This is a genomic window from uncultured Tenacibaculum sp. (genome assembly GCF_947502995.1).
In the GTDB taxonomy this organism is placed as follows: Bacteria; Bacteroidota; Bacteroidia; order Flavobacteriales; family Flavobacteriaceae; genus Polaribacter.
The window spans coordinates 45,071-71,352 of sequence record NZ_CANNBW010000021.1; the positions used below are offsets into that span (position 1 = coordinate 45,071).

Below are 26,282 nucleotides of genomic sequence, written 5' to 3' on the forward strand. Positions count from 1 at the left end.
TTATTTTTTTATGAAGCGTTTTGTAACAGCTTTACCATCCGAAACAAACTTCACAAAATAAGAACCGGTTGCGAACTGAGAAGTATCAATAGTTGTTTTTTCACTTATTTCTTTATCAGAAGTATAAACTATTTGTCCAGTAATAGAATAAATAGTTACTTGACTAAAGCTACCGTTTAAGATTTCAATATTTAAACTATTCACAGCTGGATTAGGATAAAGTTTTATATTCTTTAAAGAGTTATTTGTAAAGTCTAATAATTCTTCACGAGGAGTATTTTCGCTTTTTGTATCTGGCACAAATGGAGTTCTTACATTGTCTCCACTAATTGTGATTTGATCAAAATAAACTCTATCAGCATTTCCACTAGCGTCACAACGTAAACGGAATCTGTTTGCAGTAGTAAAGTTAAAATTAGCAGCATCTAAAGTGATAATATCAGTAAAGAACTCTTCGTTGTTATAATCTACACCTACAGTATACTGACCAATTACTTGATAAGAAGAACCGTTAAAGAATTCAACTAAGAAGTTTTCACCAGATTCAAAGCTATTAATGAAAGCAAAAAACTCAAAAGTTACTTCGTTGTTACCAGAAAGATCTAATTCAGGAGAAACAGTATTTGAAGTAGAAGTATCATCTCTTAAACGAACAGAGAAATTTCCATCGTAAGATCTTGCAGAAGTATTTACACGAGCACAATCACTTCCTGGGTCACTCCAACCTTCAAGTCCAGTTTCAAAACTAAATCCAGCAATAACACCAGATGATCCTCCACCGCCGTTTCCAGCTTCTAAGTTTACAGTATAATCTTCAACTTCACCATAGGTAAAAGTCTCACAAGAAGTTGGAATCGCATTATATTTCATAGAAACTCTCATTCTAACAGAAGTTTGAGCAGTTCCATTAGGAATGGTAAAAGAACCAGAATTAGTAGCATCAGAAGAAGGTGATTTAGACCACACTAGTTCACCAGAATCATCAAAATCTCCATTGTTGTTATAATCAATCCAAACCGCATACCCTTCATTATAAACAGTTCCTGTCCAAGTAGGAGTAATAGTTATGGTATAGCTTTGTCCTTCACTTAAATTAGTAGAAATACTAGAAAAATCAGAATAGCCTTGTGCTCCAGAATTATTGTTAATCGTATTTAAAGTAACGTTACTTATAAATTCGTCACTTACATTATTTCCTGTAGAATCACAATACGGTAACGGACCATTAACAGTTGTAAATACAACACTTACACTTCCCGAATTATTTCCAGCTGCATCCTGTGCTACAACAGCAGCAGTGTATTGCGTGTTAGGAGTTAATCCTGTTACATCAAAAGAAGTGTTAGATGAAGTTCCAACTTGATTTCCGTTTATAGAAATTAAATATCTCGCTACAGCTACATTATCAGTAGCAGCAGTCCAGTTTAATGTAGCACCACTAGAAGTAATATTAGAAACAGTTAAGTTTGAAGGATTTGTTGGTGCTTCTGTATCTGGTGGTCCAGCAGGTTGCATTTCAAAAGTACCGATAACACCTTTTCTACCATTATTCATATACTCTGTAATATACCAGAATGTGCTGTTATTTGATGGATCAACATCAATCTTACTATAATCACCATAACGTGTACCTGGAATATTTTGATTACCATTTGCGATTAATCCTTCTGCAGCTGTCATTGTACCTAAAGGATCTCCATTTGATCTACCTGTGAAATAAGAACTTACTCTAGTTGTTGTCGTTGTTGTCGGTCCAGATAAAGAAGTATATCCCATACCAATATTTCCACTTGCATCCATGGCTAAACTAGCATTCCAAGCATGTCTTCCATCAGGAGCATTATATGTTCCTTCTTGATACAAAGACCAAGGTTGATTATCACCAGTTTGACGAAATTCCATCCAACGAACACCTGCTAATTTTCCTGATGAAGCATCAGTATCTACAACAAAATTAAATACAGCAGAATTATGTGTTGCAAACTTTCTAAATTGTGCCTGATTCATAATTGTAGCTTGTAAAGCATCAATAGTAGCACCACCATTAGGTTGAGGTAAATTAGAGAAGCTTCCTCCATCAAAAACACCAATAAATGGAGTTACAGGAATTTCTTGAGGATTAGAAACTGTTGAAGCAGAAGTGTTATTCCAATCAACATCTATAGTCCAAACTTTTACATGATCTGTAGAAACTCCAGACCAAGCATTATCTTGCATGTAAACAACAGTTGCACCACCTGTTGCTGGTAAATTATTATCTGTAACATTTAATACTTGTGGACTATAAAAACCACTAGTTCTAATATTTGGTAGATTAAATCCTAAGATACCCGCATTAGTATCTCCTTGTAACATTGCATCTCTTTCTAAAGCCCAAACTCTGTTTGAACTACTTGTATTATCTGTTAAATAATATCCATCACTCCAAATAGATAACTTTTGGTAATCATTAATTTGACTGATATTATAAATATACCATCCAGAAGTTAGTGGATTTGGTCCATCAGAAACTGCAATTTGAGCTCCACCACCTAAAAAAGATAATACCCATCTGTCGGCTGCATTATCATAAGATACGGTTAAATCACAACATCCACCAGAAGGGAAAATTGCTGGGTTAGGAGCAGTTTCTCCTAACAATTCGTTTCCTTGCTTATCATAAATCATAAATCCAGTATTAAATACTACCATGACATGATTAGGGCCAACAGCTAAAGAAGGATCGGTAGGTTGTGAACTAGAAGAATAGGTGTCAAATACTAATCCAGCATTTGCCATTTTCCTACTTTGTTCCATAGGATGTCTGTTTCTTCTAAAAAAGTCGTCTTGTTTTTGCGGATCTTGTCCAGGAATAATAACATTCCCCATAGATCTTTTGTCTTTAGCTTCTTTAGGTACATCAACAAAAGGAACTAAATCTGCAGTTCTAGATATGATAGGAGATACATATTCTACAGAAGAAATTTTTCCACGATAAAAAGGTTTGTTTTCTTGAGATATTGCCACAATAGACAATAGGAAAAAGACAATGAGTAATTGTTTTTTCATAATGATAGGGTTTTGAGGTTAATTAATTAACATAAAATTAACGAATTGTTTTTAATGCATTTTTTTGATTTTCAGTGTTTTTCCTGTTGTTTGTTTAATGTTGTTACTTAATTAGAATAGATGTAGCTATTTTACTTACAGATCGATATTGATCGTGTTTACATTTATATAAAAAAGCAACTTAGGTGCGTTTAGAAGTGGTTTTAAATCAAATAAATTACTAACTCTAGCAGATATAGATTAAGAGTGTTTTAAAAAAGATTGTTTACTGTAAAATGATTACTATTGTGCTAGATTTGTTATGATCAATCTTAAGAAAAGACGAAATGAAAAAGATAGTACGACTATGGTTTATAGTTTTAATATGTGTAAACTGTTCTTCTGAAGAAAAGACGGATATAGCGTTGCTAAATTTAGACAAAAAAGAGCTTGATAAAAGCTTAGACTCTTATAAGGTTTTTCCTTATAAATTTGGAAAAATAGCAATTCGATCTGCAGTTACAAAAGATACTATTTCAGAAGAATATCAATCTTTCAAAACTTCTTTAGATAAAGTATCTAAACGATTAATGCGACATGATTTATCAAACCCAGATGAATTATCATTATTCGATTATGTAAGTATTTACAGAGATTATAAAAAAATGGAAAACTTCATTATGAAAACAGATGAAGATATGTTTCCAACTGTAGTTGATGCTTTACGAGTTACTTACGGAGATTCAATTCAAAAACAACAGCCATATTTTTCAGGTAAACAAAAGGAATTAGTTCAAAATTTAGAGCATTCTGTTTTAAGTGCTATTGTAATTCTTAGTAAAGATTTAGGTAAAGAAGTATCATTATATGAATGTTCTAAAACAAATCCAGAGATTTTACCAGATTCAGAATTAAAAGCATTACTAAGTTACTTTAGAGGTTTTTTATTTTTTGAAAAGAAACTCTATTACCTTTCTGAAGATGAGATTTCAAGGAATATAACTTGGTTAGATAAAAATAAAAATGTTGATTTACACTATACACGGGCAATGTTTCAATGGGGAAACTTAAATAACCAACAAACTCATTTAGGTTTTCATGCATTGAATCATTTATTTAGAGGATTTGATAGGTTAATGATGAAACGCGAGATCGATGAAAAACGTGCATTAGAAGATTTTGAAGCTTTTTTAAAAGATGCCAATAAAATCGGGCTTAACAATGAAATCACTTGGGCTATAGAAACATTCTTATACTTAAAAACTGAAAACAAAGAGAAAGCTATAGCTTCTTTAACAAAATTAAAATCTAGTTCTTTATTATCTACTAAAGAGAAAGAAAAAATAGAAGAATCAATCAATTATATTAAGACTAGAGAATCTGGTAAATTACTTAATGGAGTTTACGATAAATTTTTCTTAAGTAAAATAGCAACTAAATATATGTTTTCTGTTTTATCTCAAGTGAATTGGGAAAAGTTACTTAAAGAAAACAACGTACCACATACAGAAGAAATGTTTTTGGTAGTGAATAATTTAAAAGAATTTATAGATAAGTTAAGCACATATACTTCTGCAGATGGAATAAAAAAAGTAGGGGAGAATTTAAAAGATAAAGGAAAAAATCTTTTTGATAAAGCTAGAAGTTTAGTGAAATAATACAAAGATGATGAGATATTTAGTATTAATATACATTTTAGGTTTAGTTTCTTGTTCAAAGGAAGTAAAAAAAACACCAGAAGAACTTTACTTATCATGGAAAGGAGTATATACAAAATGCGAGTATAGTAAAAATAAAATTTATTCTGCTAGAACAACTTTTATAATAGAATCTATGCAACCAGTTTTTATAAATAGCGATAAAAATGAATACTTAGGAAAAATAACTTCTATTGAAGAAAAAGAAATTCACTTAAGCTTCTTGGTGGAAGGAAAAGAACAAACACATAAGATTATTAAAAAGGATAGTCTTTTTTCACCAGAAGGACCTTTAATAACGAAAGATTCTTTGGAAATTGAACAGAATAATTGGCTAAAGAAAGAAAAGTTCTCTATACTTAAACTGTCAAAAGATGAATTACCAAGAATATTTAACACAGAGTATAATAGAAACTTAGTACAAGTAACTTCCAAAAATGGATTGGTATTACGAACTAAACCAACGATTCAATCTGAAAAAATAACAACAATTCCTTATCAATCAGAAGTTGTATTAATGGCAAGAACTGATGTTTATCATAAAATAAATCTTTCTAAGCAAAATGAAGTAGTTGGTAATTGGTTACATGTATATTTTAAAGATGAAAAGGGAACTTTTAACGTAGGTTATGTATTCGACTATTTTGTGAATCTCGATTATGATATTTATGATTTACCAATCGACAGATCATCTGAAGATCCTGATAGAGAATATGTTGATGTGTATACTGCCAAACAGTTTTTCGATAATTTAGGAGATATGGTAACGCTTAATATTAAAGCAAAGCAATTAGATTTGCTAAGTTATTTAAAGCAAAGAGAATCTTTAGAATACGATAGAGATTATTTTGATTTTAGTATCGATTATTTAGATAACAAATCTCGATATGGATATTTTGAAGATGGAGATGGTGGTTTACAAATGTTTTTACAAGGGTATTATGATATGGAAATCACCACTGATAATGCTTCTGTAATTAAATTACCAACTTTAGAATTACTTGGATGTTTCGGTGTACTCTTTAACAAAGTACGACTTAAATCAATTAAAGAATCGTCAAGATCAGCAATAATTTTCGGATATGGAACAGAGAATATAGGTTTCAGTAATATGACATTTTATAATCAATCTTTTTTTATGACTGGACGTCTTCATATGGCCATACAATTTGAAACTTGTAATTTTTTAAACTACAGAAATACAATACTACAATCAAATACAGATGCTCCGCCAACAGAGTATTTTCAAGTGTATATAGACAATTCAAAATTTTGGAATAATAATACAAATGAACTATTCAATCTTAAAGGTGAAAATGTAAGTTTAACAAATTCTTTTGTGGGCTTTAATAAATATCAAAAATTATACAGAGAATATAACACAGCTAAGTTTGAAGTTAAAAATACAGTAATACGTGATAATAAAAAATGATTTTTGTTTGTAATCAGTATTCATAGATAATTTCATCATATTTAACTTATAATATAATTAAAATGAGGCGCAAATAATTTCTATATTTGCGCCTCATTTTTAAATTTTAAAAAAGCTATTATGAAAAAAAACATGCTATGTTTATTGCTTGTTGTGTCTTTGTTAACTTCTTGTATTGTAAAGAAAGATTATATAAATAGAGTTGTTAAAGAAGGAGAAATAACAAGTTCGAAATCGAAATCAGTTGTATTAACAGGATTTGATAATATTGACTTAAATAGTTTCAAGAAAACTTTTGCAAAGAACTACCCAACTAATAATGAATTTATAGAAGCTTATATTTCAGAATTTATTACAGAGTCTAAAAAAAGTGGTATTTATGGGAACTATAAAGTTGAGTTTGATGATAAATGGAAAGAATTAGACAAGGGGATTAATGCAGACAGAGCAATAGTAGACGAGTTGTTTTCTAATGCTAATGCAGATTATGTGATTACTTTTTCAAACTTTGAAATTACGAATAGAATAGAAACTTCTTACAGAGCTCCAATAAGTAATAGTCCTGCAGCTACTGGAACACATGACTCTAAAGAATATTGTGTTCTTGATGTAGAAGTATCTATTTACGATACTCAAACTAAAAAAAGAGTATTAAAATTTGTTACTACAGGTGAGAGTTCTGTATTTCTATTCAATTTTTCACAAACACTTTTAAAAGCAAAAAAAAGGTCTATTCAACATATTATTAATTACATTAAATCCGGTAGAATAACTTACAACAAATACTAAAAATAATATGAATAACGATACGCAATTTAGAAGCAATAGAGAAGAGGTAAGGTTTGAAGAATTTGAAGTTGTAAATATTGAATTAGCATCAAAAACAGACAGGTTTATTAATAATTTTATTGATGTCATATGTTTTTTTATATTTTCTTTTCTGATGGATTTTTTAATTCTTGAAATATTAGAAAAGCTATTTAGTAATTTAATGTTTGGATTTTATGGGGTAATTTTCAATTACGTTTTAGGAGTTATTTACGGAACAATATTCTTTACTTTTTTAGAAGGAACTACAGGAAGAACTATTGGAAAATATATAACTAAAACAAAAGTGATAGATGAAGATGGAAATAAACCTAGTTACGAAACAATTCTAATAAGATCTCTATGCAGACATATTCCTTTTGATGCTTTTTCTTTTTTAGGAAGACCAGGATATGGATGGCATGATAAGTTATCTAAAACTAGAGTCGTAAAAATATAAACTAAAAATACCGCTATTTAAAAGCGGTATTTTTTTTGTCAATACTTTATATAATAGTTCTAAAAAGATTAAGACTGTAATAAAGGTCTCGTTAACTCATTTAGGTTATATTATCTAAAACTTTTTATCTAATTTGCAGTGAAACAAGAGAGAGAACTATCTTTTAGAAAGAGAAAATTGCAGATGAATAAAATAAAACAAATTTTAGGTAAACATAAGTTTAAAATAATCTTCTTTATACTTCTTATTTGGTATTATTTTGCATTACCTAAAGAGTTGTTTAATACACCTACATCAACTGTAGTTACGTCTAGTAATAATGAGTTGTTAGGTGCAACAATAGCTAATGATGGTCAATGGCGTTTTCCTGAATTAGATTCTGTTCCAGCTAAATTTAAACATTGTATTATTCAGTTTGAAGATGCACATTTTTATAAACACTTCGGATTCAATCCTATTTCTATTGTAAAAGCGCTACGTCAAAACTTAAAAGCCAAAAGAGTAGTTCGAGGTGGTAGTACATTAACACAACAAGTTATTCGTTTATCAAGAAAAAATCAGCAAAGATCCTATATAGAAAAATTTAAAGAACTGATTTTAGCTACACGATTAGAGTTTCGATATTCTAAAGAAAAAATACTTCAATTGTATGCTTCTCATGCACCTTTCGGTGGAAATGTAGTCGGATTAGAAATGGCAGCTTGGCGCTATTACGGTTTACAACCGCATCAATTATCTTGGGCAGAAAGTGCGACTTTAGCGGTATTACCAAATGCTCCATCGTTAATTTATCCGGGAAAAAACCAACTCCGATTAAAAAAGAAACGAAATCGATTATTAAAAAAGTTATTTCAAGAAAAAGTAATCGATAGTATAACTTACACATTAGCAATTGAAGAAGAATTACCACAAAAACCTCATAAATTACCTAATCTAGCTTCGCATTTTGTACAAGAAGTAAAAAAGAAACATAATGGAAAACGTATTCATAGCACTGTAAATATTGAACTCCAACAACAAGTTCAGAATTTAGCAAAGTTGCATTATCAGCAAATGCGACAAAATGAAGTCCACAATTTAGCTGTGTTAGTATTAGATGTAAATACAAGAAAAGTATTAGCTTACTTAGGAAATTCACCAACAGATAAAAAACATCAAAAAGATGTAAACAATATCATTGCCCCAAGAAGTACAGGAAGCACGTTAAAACCGTTCTTATACGCCCATATGTTACAATCAGGAGAGTTATTGCCAAGTCAATTAGTAAAAGATATTCCGACGGAAATTTCAGGTTATACACCAAAAAACTTCGATTTATCTTTCGATGGTGCAGTTCCTGCAGATGAAGCTTTAACACGATCTTTAAATATTCCAGCAGTTCGAATGTTACAGGAATATGGATTAGAAAAGTTTAGAGATCATTTACAAGAATATAATATTACGCATATTAATAAATCAGCAGATTATTATGGATTGTCATTAATTCTTGGTGGGGCAGAGGCGAGTTTATGGGATTTGTGTAAAATTTTTGCAGGTTATGCAGGAACGGTAAATCATTATGAAACCTTAAAGCATCAGTATTATAAAAATGAGTTTGTAAATCCTGTCTATCAGAATACCAGTAAAGTTGATTTTGGAAAAGTAAATACCAATCAAAGTATTATCGATGCAGGTTCGGCATTTATTACTTTACAAACACTTACGAATGTAAATAGACCATTATCTGATCAAGCATGGAAATACTACGATTCGTCTCAAAAAATAGCTTGGAAAACAGGAACAAGTTTTGGGAATAAAGATGCCTGGGCAATAGGAACCACATCGAAATATGTTGTAGGTGTTTGGGTAGGAAATTCCGATGGTGAAGGACGACCAGATTTAACAGGAGTTGGAAGCGCAGCACCGCTCATGTTTTCTGTGTTTGGTGTTTTACCAAAAGCAACTTGGTTCTTAGAACCGTTTGAAGATTTAAAAGAAGTAGCTATCTGTAAGCAAAGTGGTTGTATTGCATTACCAATTTGTCCATCAACAAAAAGAAGAGTTTCAAAGAATGGAGTCAGAGGAACATCTTGTATATATCACCAAGAAGTATTATTAGATAGTAATGAAAACTTCCGAGTAAATTCAGAATGTGAATCGGTAAATAATATGATTACAAAATCTTGGTTTGTTTTACCTCCATTAATGAGTTACTATTACAAACAAAAAAATCCAGAATACAAAAAATTACCAGAGATAAAAGCAGGATGTTCAACAATAGAAAAAAATACAATTGATTTTGTATATCCAACAACCATTCAGTCTAAAATGTCTCTTACTAAAGATAATAACGGAGATATTAATCCAATTCTAGTCAAACTCACACATAGTAATCCTGAAGCCAAAATTTACTGGTATATCGACGATACTTTTATGAAAGTAACAGAAGAATATCATGAATTACCAATTCAACCCTCAAAAGGAAAACACACCATAATGGTTATCGACGATAATGGAAACGAAGCTAAACGTTTCATCGAAATTTATTGATGAAGTATAAATAGAATTAATTCTAGTCTATACTTATTAACTGAATCCAACAGAAGCCTGGTGGCTGAGCTAGTCGAAGTCAAACCCGGCGGCTGAGCTTTGTCGAAGTCAAGCCTGGTGACAGAGTTTATTGAAGTCTGGTGACTGAGCTACGTCGAAGTCAATACGGTCCTTCGAGAACCTCAGGGACCTTTGCAATCAAAATATAGTAGTATAAAGTTGGATGCAGAGCCTAGTCAAAGTCTGGCGACTGAGTTTATCGAAGTCAGAAATCAGTAAATCAATACATTAATTATAGCATAAATAGATCAATTTAAATACCTCTTGAACAATTAGCAACAGAATTGCATCAAAGTTTTATTATCAGCTAAAAATAGTATACATTTACAAGTAATAATTAAATAAAAATGTTAGAATTAGCAGGAATTATCATTTTAGGGATTTTAGCGCAGTGGGTGGCATGGAAACTGAAAATCCCTGCCATATTACCTTTAATTTTAATTGGATTATTAGTAGGGCCTTTCGCAGCAGAATTTTTTAATGATGGAAGTAAGTGGATAGAGCCTATATGGAATGGAGAAAAAGGATTATTTCCAGGAGAAGGTTTATTCTATTTTGTATCACTTGCCATTAGTATTATTCTTTTTGAAGGAGGTTTAACACTTAAAAAGAGCGAAATAAGGAATGTAGGACCAGTAATTACAAAACTAATTACTTTAGGTTCTGTGGTTACTTTTTTCGGAGCAGGTATTTTCGCAAGGTATATTTTCGATTTAAGTTGGGAAATGTCTTTACTGTTTTCATCATTAATCATTGTGACAGGTCCAACTGTAATTTCTCCAATTTTAAGGAATATTCCGTTAAAGAAAGATGTTGCTGCTGTATTAAAGTGGGAAGGAATTTTAATTGATCCAATTGGAGCTTTAGTTGCCGTTTTAGTTTTTGAATTTATTAGTGTTGGCGGCGATAGTGGATTTACACAAACAGCCTTAATTGAATTCTTTAAAATTGTATTATTTGGTTCTACTTTAGGTTTTGTGTTCGCAAAAGGATTAATTTTTATTGTAAATAGAAAATTTGTACCACATTACTTGTTAAACGTAGTGTCACTTTCTATGGTGTTACTGGTATTTGTATTATCAGATTTATTAGCACACGAATCAGGTTTATTAGCTGTTGTAGTTATGGGAATGGTAATTGCCAACAGTAAATTAAAAAGCTTCGACGAATTATTATACTTCAAAGAATCACTAACTGTTTTACTAATTTCAATTTTATTCATTTTGTTAGCGGCAAACATGAAAATGTCTGAGTTGCAACTAATTTTAAATTGGAAAACAGTATTACTATTCGCTTTAGTAGTTTTTATTGTACGCCCTTTAGGAGTATTTATAAGTACACATAAATCTACACTACAATTAAACGAAAAAATCTTTATCAGTTGGGTTGGACCAAGAGGTATAGTTGCTGCGGGAATCGCGTCCCTATTTGGAACGAAATTAATGAAACAAGGAGTAGCTGGAGCAGAATATATAACACCATTAGTGTTCATGATTGTTTTAGGAACTGTATTATTAAATGCAACTACGGCAAGAATGTTAGCTAAAATGATTGGAGTATTCTTAAAAAAATCAGAAGCAATTGTGTTTGTTGGAGCTTCAAGATCTGCACGTTTAATCGCAAGCTATTTAAAGCAAAACAATCGTCGTGTAATTTTATTAGATAGTAACAAAGATTATGTTAATGATGCGAAGGAAATGGGAATGGAAGCATTTAATATTGATATCTACAATGATAGTTTAGATAGTAATGTCGAGTTAAATGATGTAGGATATTTAATTGCTATGACAGGTAGTGATGTAATTAATAAATATGCATTAGAACGTTTTTCTGATATTTATGGAGAAATGGGAGCTTATCGTTTAGCAACATCAAGAGAAATAGCTTCAAAACAATTAGAGAATTCAGATGTATTATTTACGGCAAATGATGATTTTATCAATGTAACAGAAACAGTTCGTGATTTTCCAAAAATGAATGAATTAACAGTTGCATCTTCAGAAGATTTTACAGAAAAAATAGAAGCAATACTTCAAAAAGACAAAGCCATACCATTGTTTTTGAAATCTGATAAAACAATTAAGATTTTAGCAGAAGTAACTCCTCAAGACATCAAAGAAAATGATGTAATAGTATATGTAGGAGAAACATTGTAACAGAATAAAATATTCATAATAAAACCCCTTGAAGTAATTTAAGGTTTTTTTCAGTTTTATATTACCCGGTGGCTGAGCTGTGTCGAAACCTGATGACTGAGCAAAGTCGAAGTCAAGTCTGGAGACTGAGTTCATCGAAGTTTGGTGACTGAGTTTATCGAAGTCAACGGCCCTTCGAGACCCTCAGGGACCTTTGTAGTTAAAATAAAGGTGATGACTGAGCAGTGTCGAAGTCAAGCCTGGTAGCTGAGCTCTGTCGAAGTCTGGTGACTGAACTCTATCGAAACCCGGTGGCTGAGTTTATCGAAGCCTGGTGGCTGAGTTTATCGAAGCCATATTTACGACTTTCCATAAGGTATAATCTAATAGTTTTGTTATTTTAGGAGCTGTTTTTAGAATAATTAACCTCTATTTTAAACTTTTATAGTTTAAATACTAAAAGTACCTATGATAAAAATGACAAATTTTCATTTTTTAGAAAAAGAATACCCTATACTATTTAACATAGCTCAAACTGCTGAGTATAATACTTACAGTGATCCTGTAGTAACACTTTTTAAAGTTAGACTTTTAGGAGAGACAATCACCGATTTAATTTTTGAAGAAAATTACATTGAGTTTCCTTATGATAATTCTTTTCATGCTAAACTATCTGTATTAAAAGATGAAGGATTAATTCCTAGAAATGTTTCAGATTTGTTTTATACGATAAAGGGGAAGGGAAATAAAGCAGTACATGGAAATGAAGGAACTGTAAATGATGCAAAATCAGGTTTGTTTTCTGCTTTTAAGCTTACAAAGTGGTTTTACCAAACCTATGGGGAAGAAAATATTGATGATGTAAAATTTAATCCTCCGAAAGAAGAATTAGATACCCGCCATGCTTTACATGTATTACAAGAAGAATACGCAGCTTTAAAAGAAAAGCTCGCCAAATTAATGACCACTCGTGTTATTAAGCAAGAAATACCAGAGGAGCGACAAAAAATAAAGGAACGTTCGGAACAAGCAGCAGCTAAAATTGAATGGAATGAACAAGAGACACGTAAATTAATAGATCAGCAATTGCGTGAAGCAGGATGGGAAGCGGCTACAGGGGTTTTAGATTATAAAAAAAATAAAACACTTCCAGAAAAAGGAAGAAATATGGCAATTGCAGAATGGCCTGTAAACGGACAATGGGCAGACTATGCCTTATTTATTGGCACTACTTTGTACGGTATTGTGGAAGCTAAAAAATATCGTACTGATATTTCTACTGATTTACAGCAATCAAAACGTTATGCAAAACAAGTAGAGGAAAAGCACGATATCAATTTACTTGGACAATGGAGAACTTACAGTGTACCTTTTTTATTTGCTACAAATGGTAGAACTTATTTAGAGCAAATTAAAACTAAAAGTGGTGTTTGGTTTTTAGATGTTCGAAACGAGCGAAATAATGCCAAAGCACTAAGAGGTTGGTACTCTCCTAAAGGTTTAGAAGCACTGTATAAAAGAGATATTGATACTTCTAACGAGAAGCTAAAAGATGCTTCTTTAGGGTATTTACAAGATAAAAGCGGGCTAGGTTTACGTGATTACCAAATTAAAGCCATTCAATCTGTTGAACATGTTGTTGTAAAACAGCCTGAAACCAAAAAGGCATTAATTGCCATGGCAACAGGAACGGGTAAAACTAGAACCATTATCGGATTGTGTTATCGTTTAATTAAAGCCAATCGTTTTAAACGAATTTTATTTCTTGTTGATAGACGATTATTAGCTACGCAAGCTATTGGAAATTTTGAAGACAATAAAATTGAAGGAATCAACACTTTTGCTGAAACGTATAAAGTTGCTAAGCTAAAAGATACCGTGCCAGATATTGAAACACGCTTACATTTTTCTACGGTACAAAGTATGGTAAAACGCTTGTTTTACAACGAAGACGATTCAAATATATTACCTGTAGATACTTATGACTGTATTATTGTAGATGAAGCCCATAGAGGGTATTTACAAGATCGAGAATTGGATGATGAAGAGCTAAACTTTAAAGATCAAAAAGATTATGTAAGCAAATACCGAATGGTGATTGATTATTTTGATGCTTTTACCGTTGGTTTAACAGCCACCCCGGCCTTACATACTACCGAAATTTTTGGCAAACCTGTTTTCAGCTATTCGTATAGAGAAGCTGTTATTGATGGTTACTTGATTGACCATGCGCCACCAAAAACCATAAAAACAAAACTAAATCAGGAAGGAATAAAATGGGAAAAAGGTGAAAAACCTAAGGTGTATATTAAAGAAACCAACAGTATTGAAGAGTTAGCTGAATTGGAAGATGAAGTAACCATAGATATTGAAGGATTTAATAAAATGGTGATTACCGAACCATTTAACCGAACTGTAGCACAGCAATTAGTAAAAGATATAGATCCTGAAGATGATGCTAAAACCTTAATATTTGCAGCACAAGATGAGCATGCCGATTTAATTGTTCAATTATTAAAAGAAGAGTATAAAAATATTGGCGCCGATGTTCCTGACGATGCGATTGTAAAAATAACAGGAAAATCAGACAAACCTCACGAGTTGGTGACTCGTTTTAAAAACGAAAAATTTCCAAATATTGGGGTTACCGTAGATTTATTAACTACGGGTATTGATGTACCTGCCATAACGAACTTGGTATTTTTACGCAGGGTAAAGTCTAGGATTTTATACGAACAAATGTTAGGACGTGCCACAAGACGTTGTGATGATATTGGAAAAGAAGAGTTCTATATTTTCGATGCAGTTCGCTTGTATGAATCCTTAGAGGAAGTAAACTCCATGAAGCCCGTAGTGGTTAATCCAAAAACAACCTTTACGCAGCTTTCTAATGAAATGAATGTAATTTCAACAAATGAACGTGCTAAAAAGCAATTGGAGCAAATTATTGCAAAATTACATCGTAAGAAGAACAAGCTTTCAGGACAAAACGAAGAACTATTTACCTACAATACTCAAGGTAAAGCACCGGATGAGTTTATTAGCATGTTGCAAGAGTTAAGTGGTGAACAAGCATTTTCGGAAATACCAAAATACAATCAACTCTGGAAATTCTTAGACGAGTTTAAAGCTGCTCCAAGAGCACAATATGTTTCTGAGCATGAAGATGAATATTTAGGTACTGAGCATGGTTACGGAAAAGGACAACAACCTGAAGATTATTTGCATAGCTTTAAAACATTTTTAGAACAAAATAGAAACAAAATAACGGCGCTTCAGGTAGTATGTAGTAAGCCCAAAGAACTTGATAGGCAATCGTTAAAAGAATTAAAACTATTGTTAGATCAAGAAGGGTTTAATGCAAGGCACTTAAATGCAGCTTGGAAAGACAGTAAAAATGAAGATATCGCCGCCGATATTATTTCTTACATTCGCACACTTTCTTTAGGAAGCACTTTAGTAAGTCATGAAGCCCGTATTAAAAATGCCGTAGATAAAGTACGTGGCTTAAAAAACTGGAATAAAATCCAAGCCAAATGGTTGGATCGTATAGAGAAACAACTGTTACAAGAAACAGTGCTTACCAAAGAAGACTTAGATAGAGAACCGTTTAAATCGGATGGCGGATTTAAACGCTTAGATAAAATTTTTGAAAACCAATTAACAACGGTGATTGATACGATTACCGACAACTTATATACTGAATTAGCATAATGAGCGTAGAAGAGATATCAAATAAACTATGGAGTTTGTGTAATGTATTGCGTGATGATGGGGTAACCTATCACCAATACTTAAATGAATTAACCTATATCTTATTTTTAAAATTAAGTGAGGTTAAAGATTTTAAAGAGCAAATTCCTGAAGAATACCAATGGAGTACTTTGTTGGGCATTACTGATAATAAAGAATTGTACGATCGCTACCGTGATTTATTAGCAAATATTAGCACAAAGGCAGACAATCCTACGATTACCGAAATTTACACCAATGCTTCTACCACATTACGTAAGCCTGTAAATTTAAAAACCTTAGTTACACAAATAGATCTAATTGATTGGTATAACGAGAAAGATCGTGATGCCATGGGAGATATTTACGAAGACTTACTAGAGCGTAATGCCAACGAGAAAAAAAGTGGTGCTGGGCAGTATTTTACACCACGTCCGTTAATTAATGTAATGGTTGAGTTAATGGCACCAAAATTAGGAGAACGTTGGAATGACCCTGCTTGTGGTACATTTGGTTTTATGATATCTGTTGACCAATACTTAGATGAACGATACGAGTATAAATATAGTTTGGATGGAAAAGCAAGAGCCTTTCAAGAAAAAGAAGCATTGAGTGGTGTTGAATTGGTACAAGATGCTCACCGTTTAGCCTTAATGAATGCGAAACTACATGGTTTAGATAGTAGTATTTATTTAGGAGACACCTTAACGGAATATGGTAAAAACCTTAAGAATTTTGACGGCGTGTTAGCAAACCCACCGTTTGGAACTAAAAAAGGTGGGGAAAAACCTACTCGTGATGATTTAACCTTTTTATCGAGTAATAAACAGTTGAACTTTTTACAACATATTTACCGTTCGCTCCATAAAAAAGGAAATGCTAGAGCAGCTGTTGTGTTACCCGATAATGTATTGTTTGAAGATGGCGACGGACAAAAGATTCGTAAGGATTTAATGGACAAATGCAACCTGCATACTATTTTACGTTTGCCAACAGGTATTTTTTATGCAGCGGGAGTAAAAACCAATGTATTGTTTTTTACACGTGGAAAAACAGAAACTGATAATACCAAAAACATATGGTATTACGATATGCGAACCAATGCTCCTAGTTACGGAAAACGCACACCGTTTACCAGAGCAGCGTTTATCGATTTTATTAAAGCGTATACGGGTGGTATTACGGAAGATAAGGTATTACAAGAGTATGATGGTAGTATTGATGAAGAAAAACGAAAAACTGTAAAAGACGAACGTTGGCAATGCATTTCTCGTGAAGAAATTAAACAGAAAAACGACTCGTTAGATTTAGGTTTAATTGCAGACGACAGTGTAAGCAAAAGCACCGACTTAGGCGAACCGATTGATATTGCCAAAGAAGCCTTAACCGAGTTAGATGCCATTACCAAGGCATTAAACAAAATGATAAAAGAACTCAATTAACAATGGAAAAACAATTACCAAAGAATTGGGTTGAGAGCTATTTAGGTGATATTCTTGAATTAAAAAATGGATTTGCTTTTAAGAGCAAAAACTATTTAGAAGAAGGTATTCCTGTTTTAAGGATATCAGAAATTAAAAATGAAAAAATTTCATTAGACAAGGCTGTTTATGTAAAAGAGTCATCTGATTATGAAAAGTATATAGTCGAAAGAGGAGATATACTAATTGCAATGTCAGGTGCAACAACAGGAAAATATGGTATATATGAAAATAATCAAAAAGCTTATCAAAACCAACGTGTTGGAAATTTAAGACTCTATTATGATGAATTGATAAATAAAAAATTTGTTTATTATTTAATTGGCGCACTAAAAAAGGAAATAGAAGATAAAGCATATGGTGGTGCCCAACCAAATATATCTTCTAAACTTATTGAAAACACAAAGTTTAAACTCCCTCCACTAGCAGAACAAGAACGCATTGTAGCAAAACTAGATAGCTTATTTGCAGAGCTAGATATCATAAAAGAACGTTTAGCCAATATACCTACACTACTAAAAAACTTTAGACAATCGGTATTAAACCAAGCAGTAACGGGTAAGCTTACGGAAGAATGGCGTGAAGGGAAGGAGTTGGAAAGTTTTAAGTTAACTAAACCAGAGAAGAGATATCGTGATTTGGATTTGAATTTACCTGAATATTGGAAAATATTTTCTTTTGAAAGTATAGCAAATATCAAATCAAATTTAAAGAATCCTAAAGATTATTTGAATCACATTTTAGTTGCGCCAAATCATATTGAGAAAAATACTGGAATTTTAGCTCAGATAGAATATACAAGAGATATCATGCCCAAAAGTGATAAACATTTTTTTAAAAAAGGTGCAATTATATATTCTAAAATACGTCCTTATTTAAACAAAGTTATTTTAGCTGATTTTGATGGCTTATGCAGTGCAGATATGTATCCAATTACCTCTGAAATAAATAGAGAGTATTTATTTTATTATATGTTATCGTCTATTTTTTTGAGTTATGCAACTACTGCTGGAGAAAGAAGTGTATTACCAAAGATTAATCAAAAATCACTGAATATTATTCCAGTTCCTGTTCCCCCATTAAAAGAACAACAAAAAATCGTAAAAAGAATAGAGGCTTTATTAAAACAAGCAGATAACATACAAGCACATTATGAAGCATTGGTAAAACGTATAGAAGTTTTACCTCAAGCTATTTTGACTAAAGCTTTTAGAGGCGAGTTGGTACCGCAACTCCCAACGGATGGAGATGCTAAAGAGCTATTAGCAGAGATTAAAAAGTTAAAGAATGCTGTCAGTTCGAGCGCAGTCGAGAACAAGAAGAAAAGAACAGTTAAGAAATAATTTGAATCAATTATAAGCAGTCACATAAACACCAAACGTAACTGTCAGTTCGAGTGAAATTGATTGAAACGAAGTGGAAAACAATATTGTATCGAGAACGGGTATTGAACTCACAAACACTTTTCGTTACTATTCTTTCCCTTTCGGTTAAGAATCACTCGAAGTGACACTAACACAAGTAAAAAGAAATAGAAAGAAAATGAAAATAAAAAGACTTTGGGTTTCAAAATATAAGAATATTGAGAATATAGACTTAGAGTTTCATTCTGATTTAGTGACACTTTTAGTAGGAAGAAATGGACTAGGTAAGTCTAATCTTATCGAAATTTTAGCTTTAATTTTTAGGGACCTAGATTTATTAAATAAAGAAGATGATTTTAAATCATGGGCTTATGAGCCAGATTATTTTGAATATATCATTAATTATGAATGTCAGAATAATGAAATCATTATTGAGTTAAAAGAGGGTAGTTTTAATGTGAAAGCAAGGCTCCTTGAAACAAAAAATGAAAAAGGTTTTAAAGAATTAAGCTTTTCAGAATTTATTAAAAATAGAGGTGAAAAATACTTACCTAAGTATGTTTTGGGGTATTACTCTGGAGAAAATAAAAGAATAAAAGAGATTATTAGTCCACATGAGGAAATTCAGAAAAAGAGATTATTAAATTGGCAAAAAACATATGCTTCTTCTGTTAGAAGTGAGAAAGAAATGGGTTTAAGACGTTTGTTTTTTACTGAGAATTATCATAGTCAACTTTTTTTACTCACTTTAGTCTTATTTAGAAACAAGGAAAAATTTAAAGAAAAGATAGATGATCTGTTTAAAAATTATTTAAATATACTTGAGATTGTGAATTTTGAAATTCAGTTCAATAATCCAGACTGGAATTATTCAAAAATAGATGGTGTTAATAAAGGGATGGATTATCTAATAGAAAATATTAATAACAAAGAACCAGTTAGTTTCCCTTTTTGGAATTTAAAAGGTAAAGTTGATGATGTACTAACTAGATTTTACAATCATCAAATAGAAAAAGGAAGTGAACCTATTAGTTATCCAAATGAGGATGAAGATGATAGAAGTTTTGTGAAAGAATTTTTATTATTTAATTCTATAAATTTTAAAGATTTTTCTTCAACAATTTCTGAATATTACGAGCATCCAATTGATTTTTTTGATGCATTAGAAGCAACTACTATAGTTAATATACTAAACTCAATTACTCTTAAGGTTATAAAGAAAAATGTTGAAGCACCCATTTCATATGATCAGTTGAGTGAAGGAGAACAACAATTACTAACCGTTTTAGGATTAATTTTGATAACTGGAAATGATGATTGCTTATTTTTATTAGATGAACCAGATACACATCTAAATCCAGAATGGCAAAGGGATTATTCAAAATTGCTTGCTGATTTTAACTTAAATGACAAAAACAGTCACATTTTTGTAGCAACGCATAGCCCTTTTATAGTTCAATCTTCAAATGAATCAGAAGTTATTTTATTTAAAAAAGAAGATAACAAATTAATTGCAGAGAATTTTAAAATATATCAAAAGAACTGGAGTATAAATCATGTTTTAACAAGTCCATATTTTGATGTAAGTGCAAGACCAAAAGAAGAGAAAATGGAACACTTTATGGTTAGAAGAAAAGAGATTTTAGCCAAGGATAAGATGTCTGAAGATGATAAAGAATATTTAAAGAATTTAGAAGAGGAATTAGGTGTCTTACCAACTGGTGAAACTTTTATGGATATGCAAATGTTACAATTTGTAAATAAAGCGGCTAGAAAAAAAGGTTATGATAAAACTGAATAAACCAGAAGAAGGCCCTACTATACCACATGCGACAACTGGGCATTGTAGGTTAATAAAAGCTAAAGGTAAAATTATTGAACGTTATGATAATAGTGAGAAATTAGTCTTTAATCCTATTTATAGAGATGAAATTATTAAAAAAGAATTAATGGTTAAAGTACAAAAGAACAAATGTTGTTATTGTGAAAAATTAATTTTTGATGATTTCGAAGTTGAGCATTTTAGGCCAAAGGAAGCCGTAATTCACAATGGTAAATTAGAAAACCCTGGTTATTATTGGCTCACATATGATTGGGATAATTTATTATATAGTTGTAATAAGTGTAATAAGAAAAAAGGGAATGATTTCCCTCTTAAAGATGAAGCACAAAGAGCTAGAAATCATAATATGGCCATTACAAATGAATTACCTCTATTATTAAATCCCTCAGCCCAAGATCCAGAAGATTACCTTGAATTTTTAGGGTTAGAAATAGTTGCTAAACCTGGAGTAAATAACGAGGTAGCTATTAAAACACTTGATACTATTAAATTACAGAGAGATGAGCTGTTTCATTTAAGATGTGAGAAATTTTTTCAAATTCGTGATTATACACATAATTTATATGAAATGGTCAAAGATGATGAAGAATTAGAATTGGAAGCTAGAGTAAAGTGTATAGAGTATTTAGAATCTAAAACTCAAAATGATCAAGAATTTTCCATGCTTATTAGGCATAATTATGATAAGTTAAGACCAAATCTAATATAAAAATAAAAGAAGGCTATGAACATATTCTTCGGGAAAATATCAACCAAATTTGAAAAAAAACAAATAGATGAAGGCTATTATAAAGCGCCTAAAGCCTCTACTTGGTTCGGCAATGATATAAATGGAAAAATTGATGTTGGAGATTATGCCTTTATCATTGGTGGTAATAAAATACAGTTATGGAAAGCTAGAGAATGGGGTAAACATAATGAAGAAGAATGTTTATGGTTCGATATCTTAAATAGTAATTTAGGCATTAAAACAAATCGTTTTACAGCACTAAAACTTTTTAAGCTTACTACAGATCTTATTATCCATACCTCAAGGTCCGCCAAAAATAGAGCGTTCTTTAAACTAGAACCTCTAAAACAAATAAACTTAGAAGAAATAAGTAATTCAAACTTTTATAAAAATGAAGATTTATACCGTAAAACGGTTTTTAATTATAATATACCATCTGATATTAGTTGGTCAGAAGACTTAAATTTTTACTTTGATAATGGAGAGTTAAAGTTATTCAGGAATAGTTTCACTGAAGAAAGTGTTTTAAATAGCTTTAGAGATAATCTAAGTTATTCAGGAAGAGGTGCTGTTCTTAAAGATAAATTACTAAAAGAAGTATTAAAAGTTAGAAATATAAAAGATACTTTGAGGTTAAAGTACAATCAATATTCTTTACGCACAGTTTATGATACTTTTTTTTGCGAGTATCAAACTAAAGAAAAATATTATTTGTTAGGTGCTTTTTGGAAAGGTATAGTTCCCGAAGATCAAATGGATAGGTTTCTTAAAAATAATATTTGGGAAAATGGTCCTGACGGTAGCATGTCTAATGAAGTATCTGAAATTCCCATTAATAGTAATGTAGCTATAAGATCTTTAGATAAGAAAGGCAATAAGATGTACATTAAAGCAATTGGAAAGGTTATTAAAAATTATAAAAATGGAAAAAGATTAGATGTAGAGTGGAAGGATGACTTTAATGGGTTTAAGCTAAACTTTATTAGTAATTATTGGTCAAGGGTAAATGAAGTAAAAAATAATGACCATAAAAATGCTATTTGGAATCATATTTATGAAAATAATGTACCTCAAGTAAAAATGAAAGAAAACAACTACACTCCATCATTAAACCAAATTTTTTACGGTCCTCCAGGAACGGGAAAAACATACAATACAGTATTAGAGGCTGCTAAAATTATTACAGGCGATGAATTTATTAGTTATGATAAGGCTTTAGATGTTTTTAACAATCAATTAGGGAGCCAAATCGAATTCGTTACCTTTCACCAAAACTATAGTTATGAAGACTTTATACAGGGTTTAAGGCCTGATGTAAAACAAAAAGAATTAAGTTTTAATAAAACGGATGGTATTTTTACCAAATTGGTTACTAATGCTTTGTTTGAGTATTACAAGGAATATCAAAAAAAACACAATAATGACAAAGAGTTAACGAAGTTAAAAATTGATTTAAACGAAGCATACATTGATTTTTTAAGTACGTTAATTATAAACCAAGAGTTTGAAACTAAAACAGGTGCTGTTATTAAGATCGTTAATTTTACAGATAAGCAAAATATTGAATTTAAACCAGTAAATGGTGTAAAACCATATTTAGTATCGGGTCGTCGTTTATTAAAGCTATACAAAATTTACTCTAACATTAATGAGATTAATAATGTTAGTGAAGATATAAGAGAGGCGATTGGTGGTTGTAATGCCACAATGTATTATGTAGCCTTACGTGAGTTCAGTAACTTTTTAAAAGATTATGAAAGTAATTTTACAGAGTTTTCAAATAGTTATGAAGAAGAGGAAGAAACGTTAACCTATGAAAGAAAAAAAGAACTGCTTTTAAATTTTGATATATCAGATATTAGAACAATTCAATCTGAATCTGTTAAAAAATATGTGATTATTATAGATGAGATTAATAGAGCAAATATTTCTAGAGTTTTTGGCGAGCTAATTACTTTAATAGAAAGAGACAAAAGAACACATGGTAAAATACCATTATCGGCAACATTACCATCTGGTGAAAAATTTATAGTTCCCTCAAATTTATATATTATTGGTACCATGAACACGGCCGACAAATCGATTGCTTTATTAGATATAGCTTTAAGACGTCGTTTTGAATTTAAACCAATGTATCCAAAATATCAATTAGATAATGGTATACTAATAAATAATGCAGAACTTTTAGAAAAAATTAATAAAGAAATAATTAATAGAAAAGGACATGATTTTACTATCGGTCATGCCTATTTTATGGGAGAAGATTATAGTCTTGAAAATACAATTAACAATAAAGTAATTCCATTACTCTTAGAATACTTTATGAATGATGAAAAAGAAGTACAGTCTATTTTGAATTCAGCTGGTGTAAAAGTAGAAGGGTGGCCAATGCAATTTGTAGGCAATGATTAACCTATTTGAATATAGAAATAGAGAAAAGTTTTCAGAAAAACACTTTACAGATCTAGAAATATTTTTAGATGAGGTATGGTCTAGTAGAGAAAAATCAGATTACTATACTAATGAAGAAGATAGTAAAGCTGAAGTACAACGTTTCTTGCAGTTTTTTCATAAAGATAACACCTTGAAATCTAATAAATATGTAGGTGTTATACACTTTGAAGGGGAAACCATAAACTTATTACCAAAAATTTTTTTTAACTCAGAAAGTAAAGATGAAACAAACGTAAAAGCAATTAATAAGCATATACTTTGGTGGTTGAATTACTGTAGAAAGTTAAAGTTTCCTAATTATGTATCGGGTTTAAATACCGAAAGGGCTGATTTTTTTGAGATTTTAATTTACTTGTTTAGTAAATACTCACGCGAGTTGTTAAATTCATCAATCTATCAAACCTATACAGAAGTTAATAAAGAATTGTCTTTTGTTAAAGGAAGAATAGACGTTAACGCTTATATAAATAATAATCTAGCCAAAGGAAGGTTTCACAAAGTAAGTTGCGAGTTTGATGCTTTTGAAATAGATAATGAGTTTAATAGAGGTATAAAATCTGTTTCTAAGTTATTGTTATCTGTAACGAAAGAAAGTCAAAGCAAACGTTATTTAAATGATATCCTGTTTATTTTAGATGAGGTCAAAGAAGTAAGTATTTCTTCAGAAGTAATGAAACGAATGACATTTAATCCAATGTTTTCAAATTTTGAAACCGTAAGAGATTATTGTGTGTTATTTTTAGAAAATAGTGTTTCGTTTAATTACAAAAAAGACTTAAAGTTATTTGCTTTTCTTTTACCTATGGAGTATGTTTTTGAAGACTTTATTACTGGTTTTATAGACAAGGAAATAGAAGAAGTTAAATTGAAACGTCAAGATGCTTCAAAGTACTTAACAACAGAAAACAAGTTTCAATTAAAACCTGATTTAGTTTTAAATATCAGTGATAAAAAAGTAATAGCTGATACCAAGTATAAAATTGTTTACGAAGACAGTAATGATCCTAAAAATGGGATTTCACAGTCTGATTTGTATCAAATGGTTTCTTATGCCATTCGATATGATATAAACGATATTATCCTTTTATATCCTAATACAATCAATTGTAATAAGGTTAAAGATGGAAAACTAGAAATATTTGATGAATTAGGCATTAATAAAGAAAAAATAAATATTAAAATAGTCCAACTTCCGATAATTAATTTTGAGATGTTTAAAATCAACTATAAAAATCAAAATACATTAGAAGAAGATTTTTTAAGGGTGAGAAATGAAATGATAAATAGAATTAGAAGCATTTTAAAAATAGTATAAAGTCTTTTAACTCATATTCAATATACGCCTCTTGTCTAAATGAAGAATTATATAGTCTGTATCAAAGTCTAATAGCTAAATAATTGAAAAATAAAGAAGAATATCGATTGGGTTTATCGAAATCAAGCCAAGTAACTGAGCAATGTCGAAATCTGGTAACTGAGTTCATCGAAGTTTGGTGGCTGAGCAATGTCGAAGGCTGGTGTCTGAGCAATGTCGAAGTCTGGTGGCTGAGCAATGTCGAAGCCCAACACAATCCCAAAAGTTTTAACAAACAAGGTAACAGAAGGCAACTCAAAGCCAATAGTAGTTACATCACAGCACAAAAAATTAACAATAAAACATATTAAATTAAAAAACTAGTAGACAGCTGGGTAACAAATGACAAAAGAGAACACAATATAGCAAAGAGAAATAAAAAAAATAATTGTTATGAGTTCAAGATCACAAAAATCATTTGCAAGTAAATTAGGAAATGCTAAAAAGTTAAAAACAATAGTAACCAGTTTTACAGAATATCAAGCACCAGTACCCAATGCATCATTAGAAGCACTTACTACCGCAATAACAAATATAGAAACGGTACAGCAACAGTACAATACAGCAAAAGCAGATTATACCATAAAAACAGTACAAAGAAGAGAAATTTTCACTGAAGCACCTGATGCACTAGAAAGAAGGCTTTCACCAATACGAACTTTTATAGAAGCAGTTAAAGGAAAAAACAGTACAGAGTTAATACAGATTACAAGTTTAGTAAATAAAATACGAGGAAATGCAAAGCCAAAAGTTGTTCAAATCACAGAAAACGAAACAGAAACGATAAGTCAGATAGAAAGAACTTACGCTAGTAGAATAGCAAACTTTAAAAACATTATAGATATTCTAGTCAGTTTAGGAGATACCTACAGTCCGCCTAATACTCTAATACAAATAGAAGCACTAAGTGCATTAGCAATAGCAGCAGAAAACAGTACAGTTGCTGTAGACACATGCTTAAGTGTATTAAAACCATTAATAAATACCAGACAAGAACTATTTACAGGATTAAGTCAACAAACACAAAGCATTAAAAACTTTGTAAAAGCCCAATACGGTTTAACCTCAAACGAATACAAGCAAATTAAAGGAATATCAATTTAATAACTAACTAAGCTAGAGATTGAGCCAAGTCGAAGTCAAAGTTGGCCCTTCGAGCACTTCAGGGACCTTACAA

General features: G+C 31.0%; 16 protein-coding genes. 15 read left to right on the forward strand and 1 reads right to left on the reverse strand.

From position 1 onward, the window contains the following. Positions 1 to 3,048, reverse strand: a complete 3,048-nt coding sequence (locus Q1A46_RS16685; protein WP_299681497.1) for a GEVED domain-containing protein — start codon at positions 3,046 to 3,048, stop codon at positions 1 to 3. 326 nt (positions 3,049 to 3,374) lie between these two features. Between Q1A46_RS16685 and Q1A46_RS16690 the strand changes: the two genes are divergently transcribed. The 15 genes from Q1A46_RS16690 to Q1A46_RS16760 all read left to right on the forward strand — a co-directional run bounded on the left by Q1A46_RS16690 (position 3,375) and on the right by Q1A46_RS16760 (position 26,209). Next, positions 3,375 to 4,685: a short-chain dehydrogenase gene (locus Q1A46_RS16690; RefSeq protein WP_299681500.1), complete on the forward strand. Its 1,311-nt coding sequence runs from the start codon at positions 3,375 to 3,377 to the stop codon at positions 4,683 to 4,685. 7 nt (positions 4,686 to 4,692) lie between these two features. Beyond that, positions 4,693 to 6,156 (forward strand): hypothetical protein, encoded by a 1,464-nt coding sequence (locus Q1A46_RS16695; protein ID WP_299681503.1) that lies wholly within the window; start codon positions 4,693 to 4,695, stop codon positions 6,154 to 6,156. A gap of 120 nt (positions 6,157 to 6,276) precedes the next feature. After that, the gene (locus Q1A46_RS16700) at positions 6,277 to 6,945 is read left to right on the forward strand and encodes a hypothetical protein (protein WP_299681506.1); all 669 of its coding nucleotides are present in this window, start codon (positions 6,277 to 6,279) and stop codon (positions 6,943 to 6,945) included. A 7-nt stretch (positions 6,946 to 6,952) separates the two neighbouring features. Then, positions 6,953 to 7,423 carry an RDD family protein gene (locus tag Q1A46_RS16705; protein WP_299681508.1) on the forward strand — a complete coding sequence of 157 codons (471 nt, stop codon included), beginning with the start codon at positions 6,953 to 6,955 and terminating at the stop codon, positions 7,421 to 7,423. Between the two features lie 183 nt (positions 7,424 to 7,606). Continuing rightward, positions 7,607 to 9,952 (forward strand): penicillin-binding protein 1C, encoded by a 2,346-nt coding sequence (pbpC, locus tag Q1A46_RS16710; protein WP_299681511.1) that lies wholly within the window; start codon positions 7,607 to 7,609, stop codon positions 9,950 to 9,952. A gap of 407 nt (positions 9,953 to 10,359) precedes the next feature. Beyond that, positions 10,360 to 12,168: a sodium:proton antiporter gene (locus Q1A46_RS16715; protein ID WP_299681514.1), complete on the forward strand. Its 1,809-nt coding sequence runs from the start codon at positions 10,360 to 10,362 to the stop codon at positions 12,166 to 12,168. A gap of 456 nt (positions 12,169 to 12,624) precedes the next feature. Further along, on the forward strand, positions 12,625 to 15,861 hold the full coding sequence (gene hsdR / locus Q1A46_RS16720; protein WP_299681517.1) for a type I restriction-modification system endonuclease: 3,237 nt from the start codon (positions 12,625 to 12,627) through the stop codon (positions 15,859 to 15,861). Next, positions 15,861 to 17,321 carry an N-6 DNA methylase gene (locus Q1A46_RS16725; protein WP_299681520.1) on the forward strand — a complete coding sequence of 487 codons (1,461 nt, stop codon included), beginning with the start codon at positions 15,861 to 15,863 and terminating at the stop codon, positions 17,319 to 17,321. The genes hsdR and Q1A46_RS16725 overlap by 1 nt, the downstream gene beginning before the upstream one ends. Before the next feature lie 2 nt (positions 17,322 to 17,323). After that, entirely contained in the window at positions 17,324 to 18,703 is a 1,380-nt protein-coding gene (locus Q1A46_RS16730) for a restriction endonuclease subunit S (RefSeq protein WP_299681522.1), read from the forward strand. A 199-nt stretch (positions 18,704 to 18,902) separates the two neighbouring features. After that, positions 18,903 to 20,525, forward strand: a complete 1,623-nt coding sequence (locus Q1A46_RS16735) for an AAA family ATPase (protein WP_299681525.1) — start codon at positions 18,903 to 18,905, stop codon at positions 20,523 to 20,525. Then, the gene (locus Q1A46_RS16740; RefSeq protein ID WP_299681529.1) at positions 20,509 to 21,276 is read left to right on the forward strand and encodes a retron system putative HNH endonuclease; all 768 of its coding nucleotides are present in this window, start codon (positions 20,509 to 20,511) and stop codon (positions 21,274 to 21,276) included. Before Q1A46_RS16735 ends, Q1A46_RS16740 begins: the two co-directional genes overlap by 17 nt. 15 nt (positions 21,277 to 21,291) lie before the next feature. Beyond that, positions 21,292 to 23,709 (forward strand): McrB family protein, encoded by a 2,418-nt coding sequence (locus tag Q1A46_RS16745; protein ID WP_299681532.1) that lies wholly within the window; start codon positions 21,292 to 21,294, stop codon positions 23,707 to 23,709. After that, positions 23,702 to 25,066: an McrC family protein gene (locus tag Q1A46_RS16750; protein ID WP_299681534.1), complete on the forward strand. Its 1,365-nt coding sequence runs from the start codon at positions 23,702 to 23,704 to the stop codon at positions 25,064 to 25,066. Before Q1A46_RS16745 ends, Q1A46_RS16750 begins: the two co-directional genes overlap by 8 nt. Before the next feature lie 83 nt (positions 25,067 to 25,149). Further along, positions 25,150 to 25,416, forward strand: coding sequence for a hypothetical protein (locus tag Q1A46_RS16755; RefSeq protein WP_299681537.1), 267 nt, complete (start codon positions 25,150 to 25,152; stop codon positions 25,414 to 25,416). 82 nt (positions 25,417 to 25,498) lie between these two features. Next, on the forward strand, positions 25,499 to 26,209 hold the full coding sequence (locus Q1A46_RS16760) for a hypothetical protein (RefSeq protein WP_299681540.1): 711 nt from the start codon (positions 25,499 to 25,501) through the stop codon (positions 26,207 to 26,209). The last annotated feature ends 73 nt before the right edge of the window (positions 26,210 to 26,282 follow it).

What these genes read in the sequence shown, in the direction of transcription:
- Q1A46_RS16685 (WP_299681497.1), bottom strand. Translation starts at nt 3,048, where the DNA reads ATGAAAAAACAATTACTCATTGTCTTTTTCCTATTGTCTATTGTGGCA.
- Q1A46_RS16690 (WP_299681500.1), top strand. Translation starts at nt 3,375, where the DNA reads ATGAAAAAGATAGTACGACTATGGTTTATAGTTTTAATATGTGTAAAC.
- Q1A46_RS16695 (WP_299681503.1), top strand. Translation starts at nt 4,693, where the DNA reads ATGATGAGATATTTAGTATTAATATACATTTTAGGTTTAGTTTCTTGT.
- Q1A46_RS16700 (WP_299681506.1), top strand. Translation starts at nt 6,277, where the DNA reads ATGAAAAAAAACATGCTATGTTTATTGCTTGTTGTGTCTTTGTTAACT.
- Q1A46_RS16705 (WP_299681508.1), top strand. Translation starts at nt 6,953, where the DNA reads ATGAATAACGATACGCAATTTAGAAGCAATAGAGAAGAGGTAAGGTTT.
- pbpC (WP_299681511.1), top strand. Translation starts at nt 7,607, where the DNA reads ATGAATAAAATAAAACAAATTTTAGGTAAACATAAGTTTAAAATAATC.
- Q1A46_RS16715 (WP_299681514.1), top strand. Translation starts at nt 10,360, where the DNA reads ATGTTAGAATTAGCAGGAATTATCATTTTAGGGATTTTAGCGCAGTGG.
- hsdR (WP_299681517.1), top strand. Translation starts at nt 12,625, where the DNA reads ATGACAAATTTTCATTTTTTAGAAAAAGAATACCCTATACTATTTAAC.
- Q1A46_RS16725 (WP_299681520.1), top strand. Translation starts at nt 15,861, where the DNA reads ATGAGCGTAGAAGAGATATCAAATAAACTATGGAGTTTGTGTAATGTA.
- Q1A46_RS16730 (WP_299681522.1), top strand. Translation starts at nt 17,324, where the DNA reads ATGGAAAAACAATTACCAAAGAATTGGGTTGAGAGCTATTTAGGTGAT.
- Q1A46_RS16735 (WP_299681525.1), top strand. Translation starts at nt 18,903, where the DNA reads ATGAAAATAAAAAGACTTTGGGTTTCAAAATATAAGAATATTGAGAAT.
- Q1A46_RS16740 (WP_299681529.1), top strand. Translation starts at nt 20,509, where the DNA reads ATGATAAAACTGAATAAACCAGAAGAAGGCCCTACTATACCACATGCG.
- Q1A46_RS16745 (WP_299681532.1), top strand. Translation starts at nt 21,292, where the DNA reads ATGAACATATTCTTCGGGAAAATATCAACCAAATTTGAAAAAAAACAA.
- Q1A46_RS16750 (WP_299681534.1), top strand. Translation starts at nt 23,702, where the DNA reads ATGATTAACCTATTTGAATATAGAAATAGAGAAAAGTTTTCAGAAAAA.
- Q1A46_RS16760 (WP_299681540.1), top strand. Translation starts at nt 25,499, where the DNA reads ATGAGTTCAAGATCACAAAAATCATTTGCAAGTAAATTAGGAAATGCT.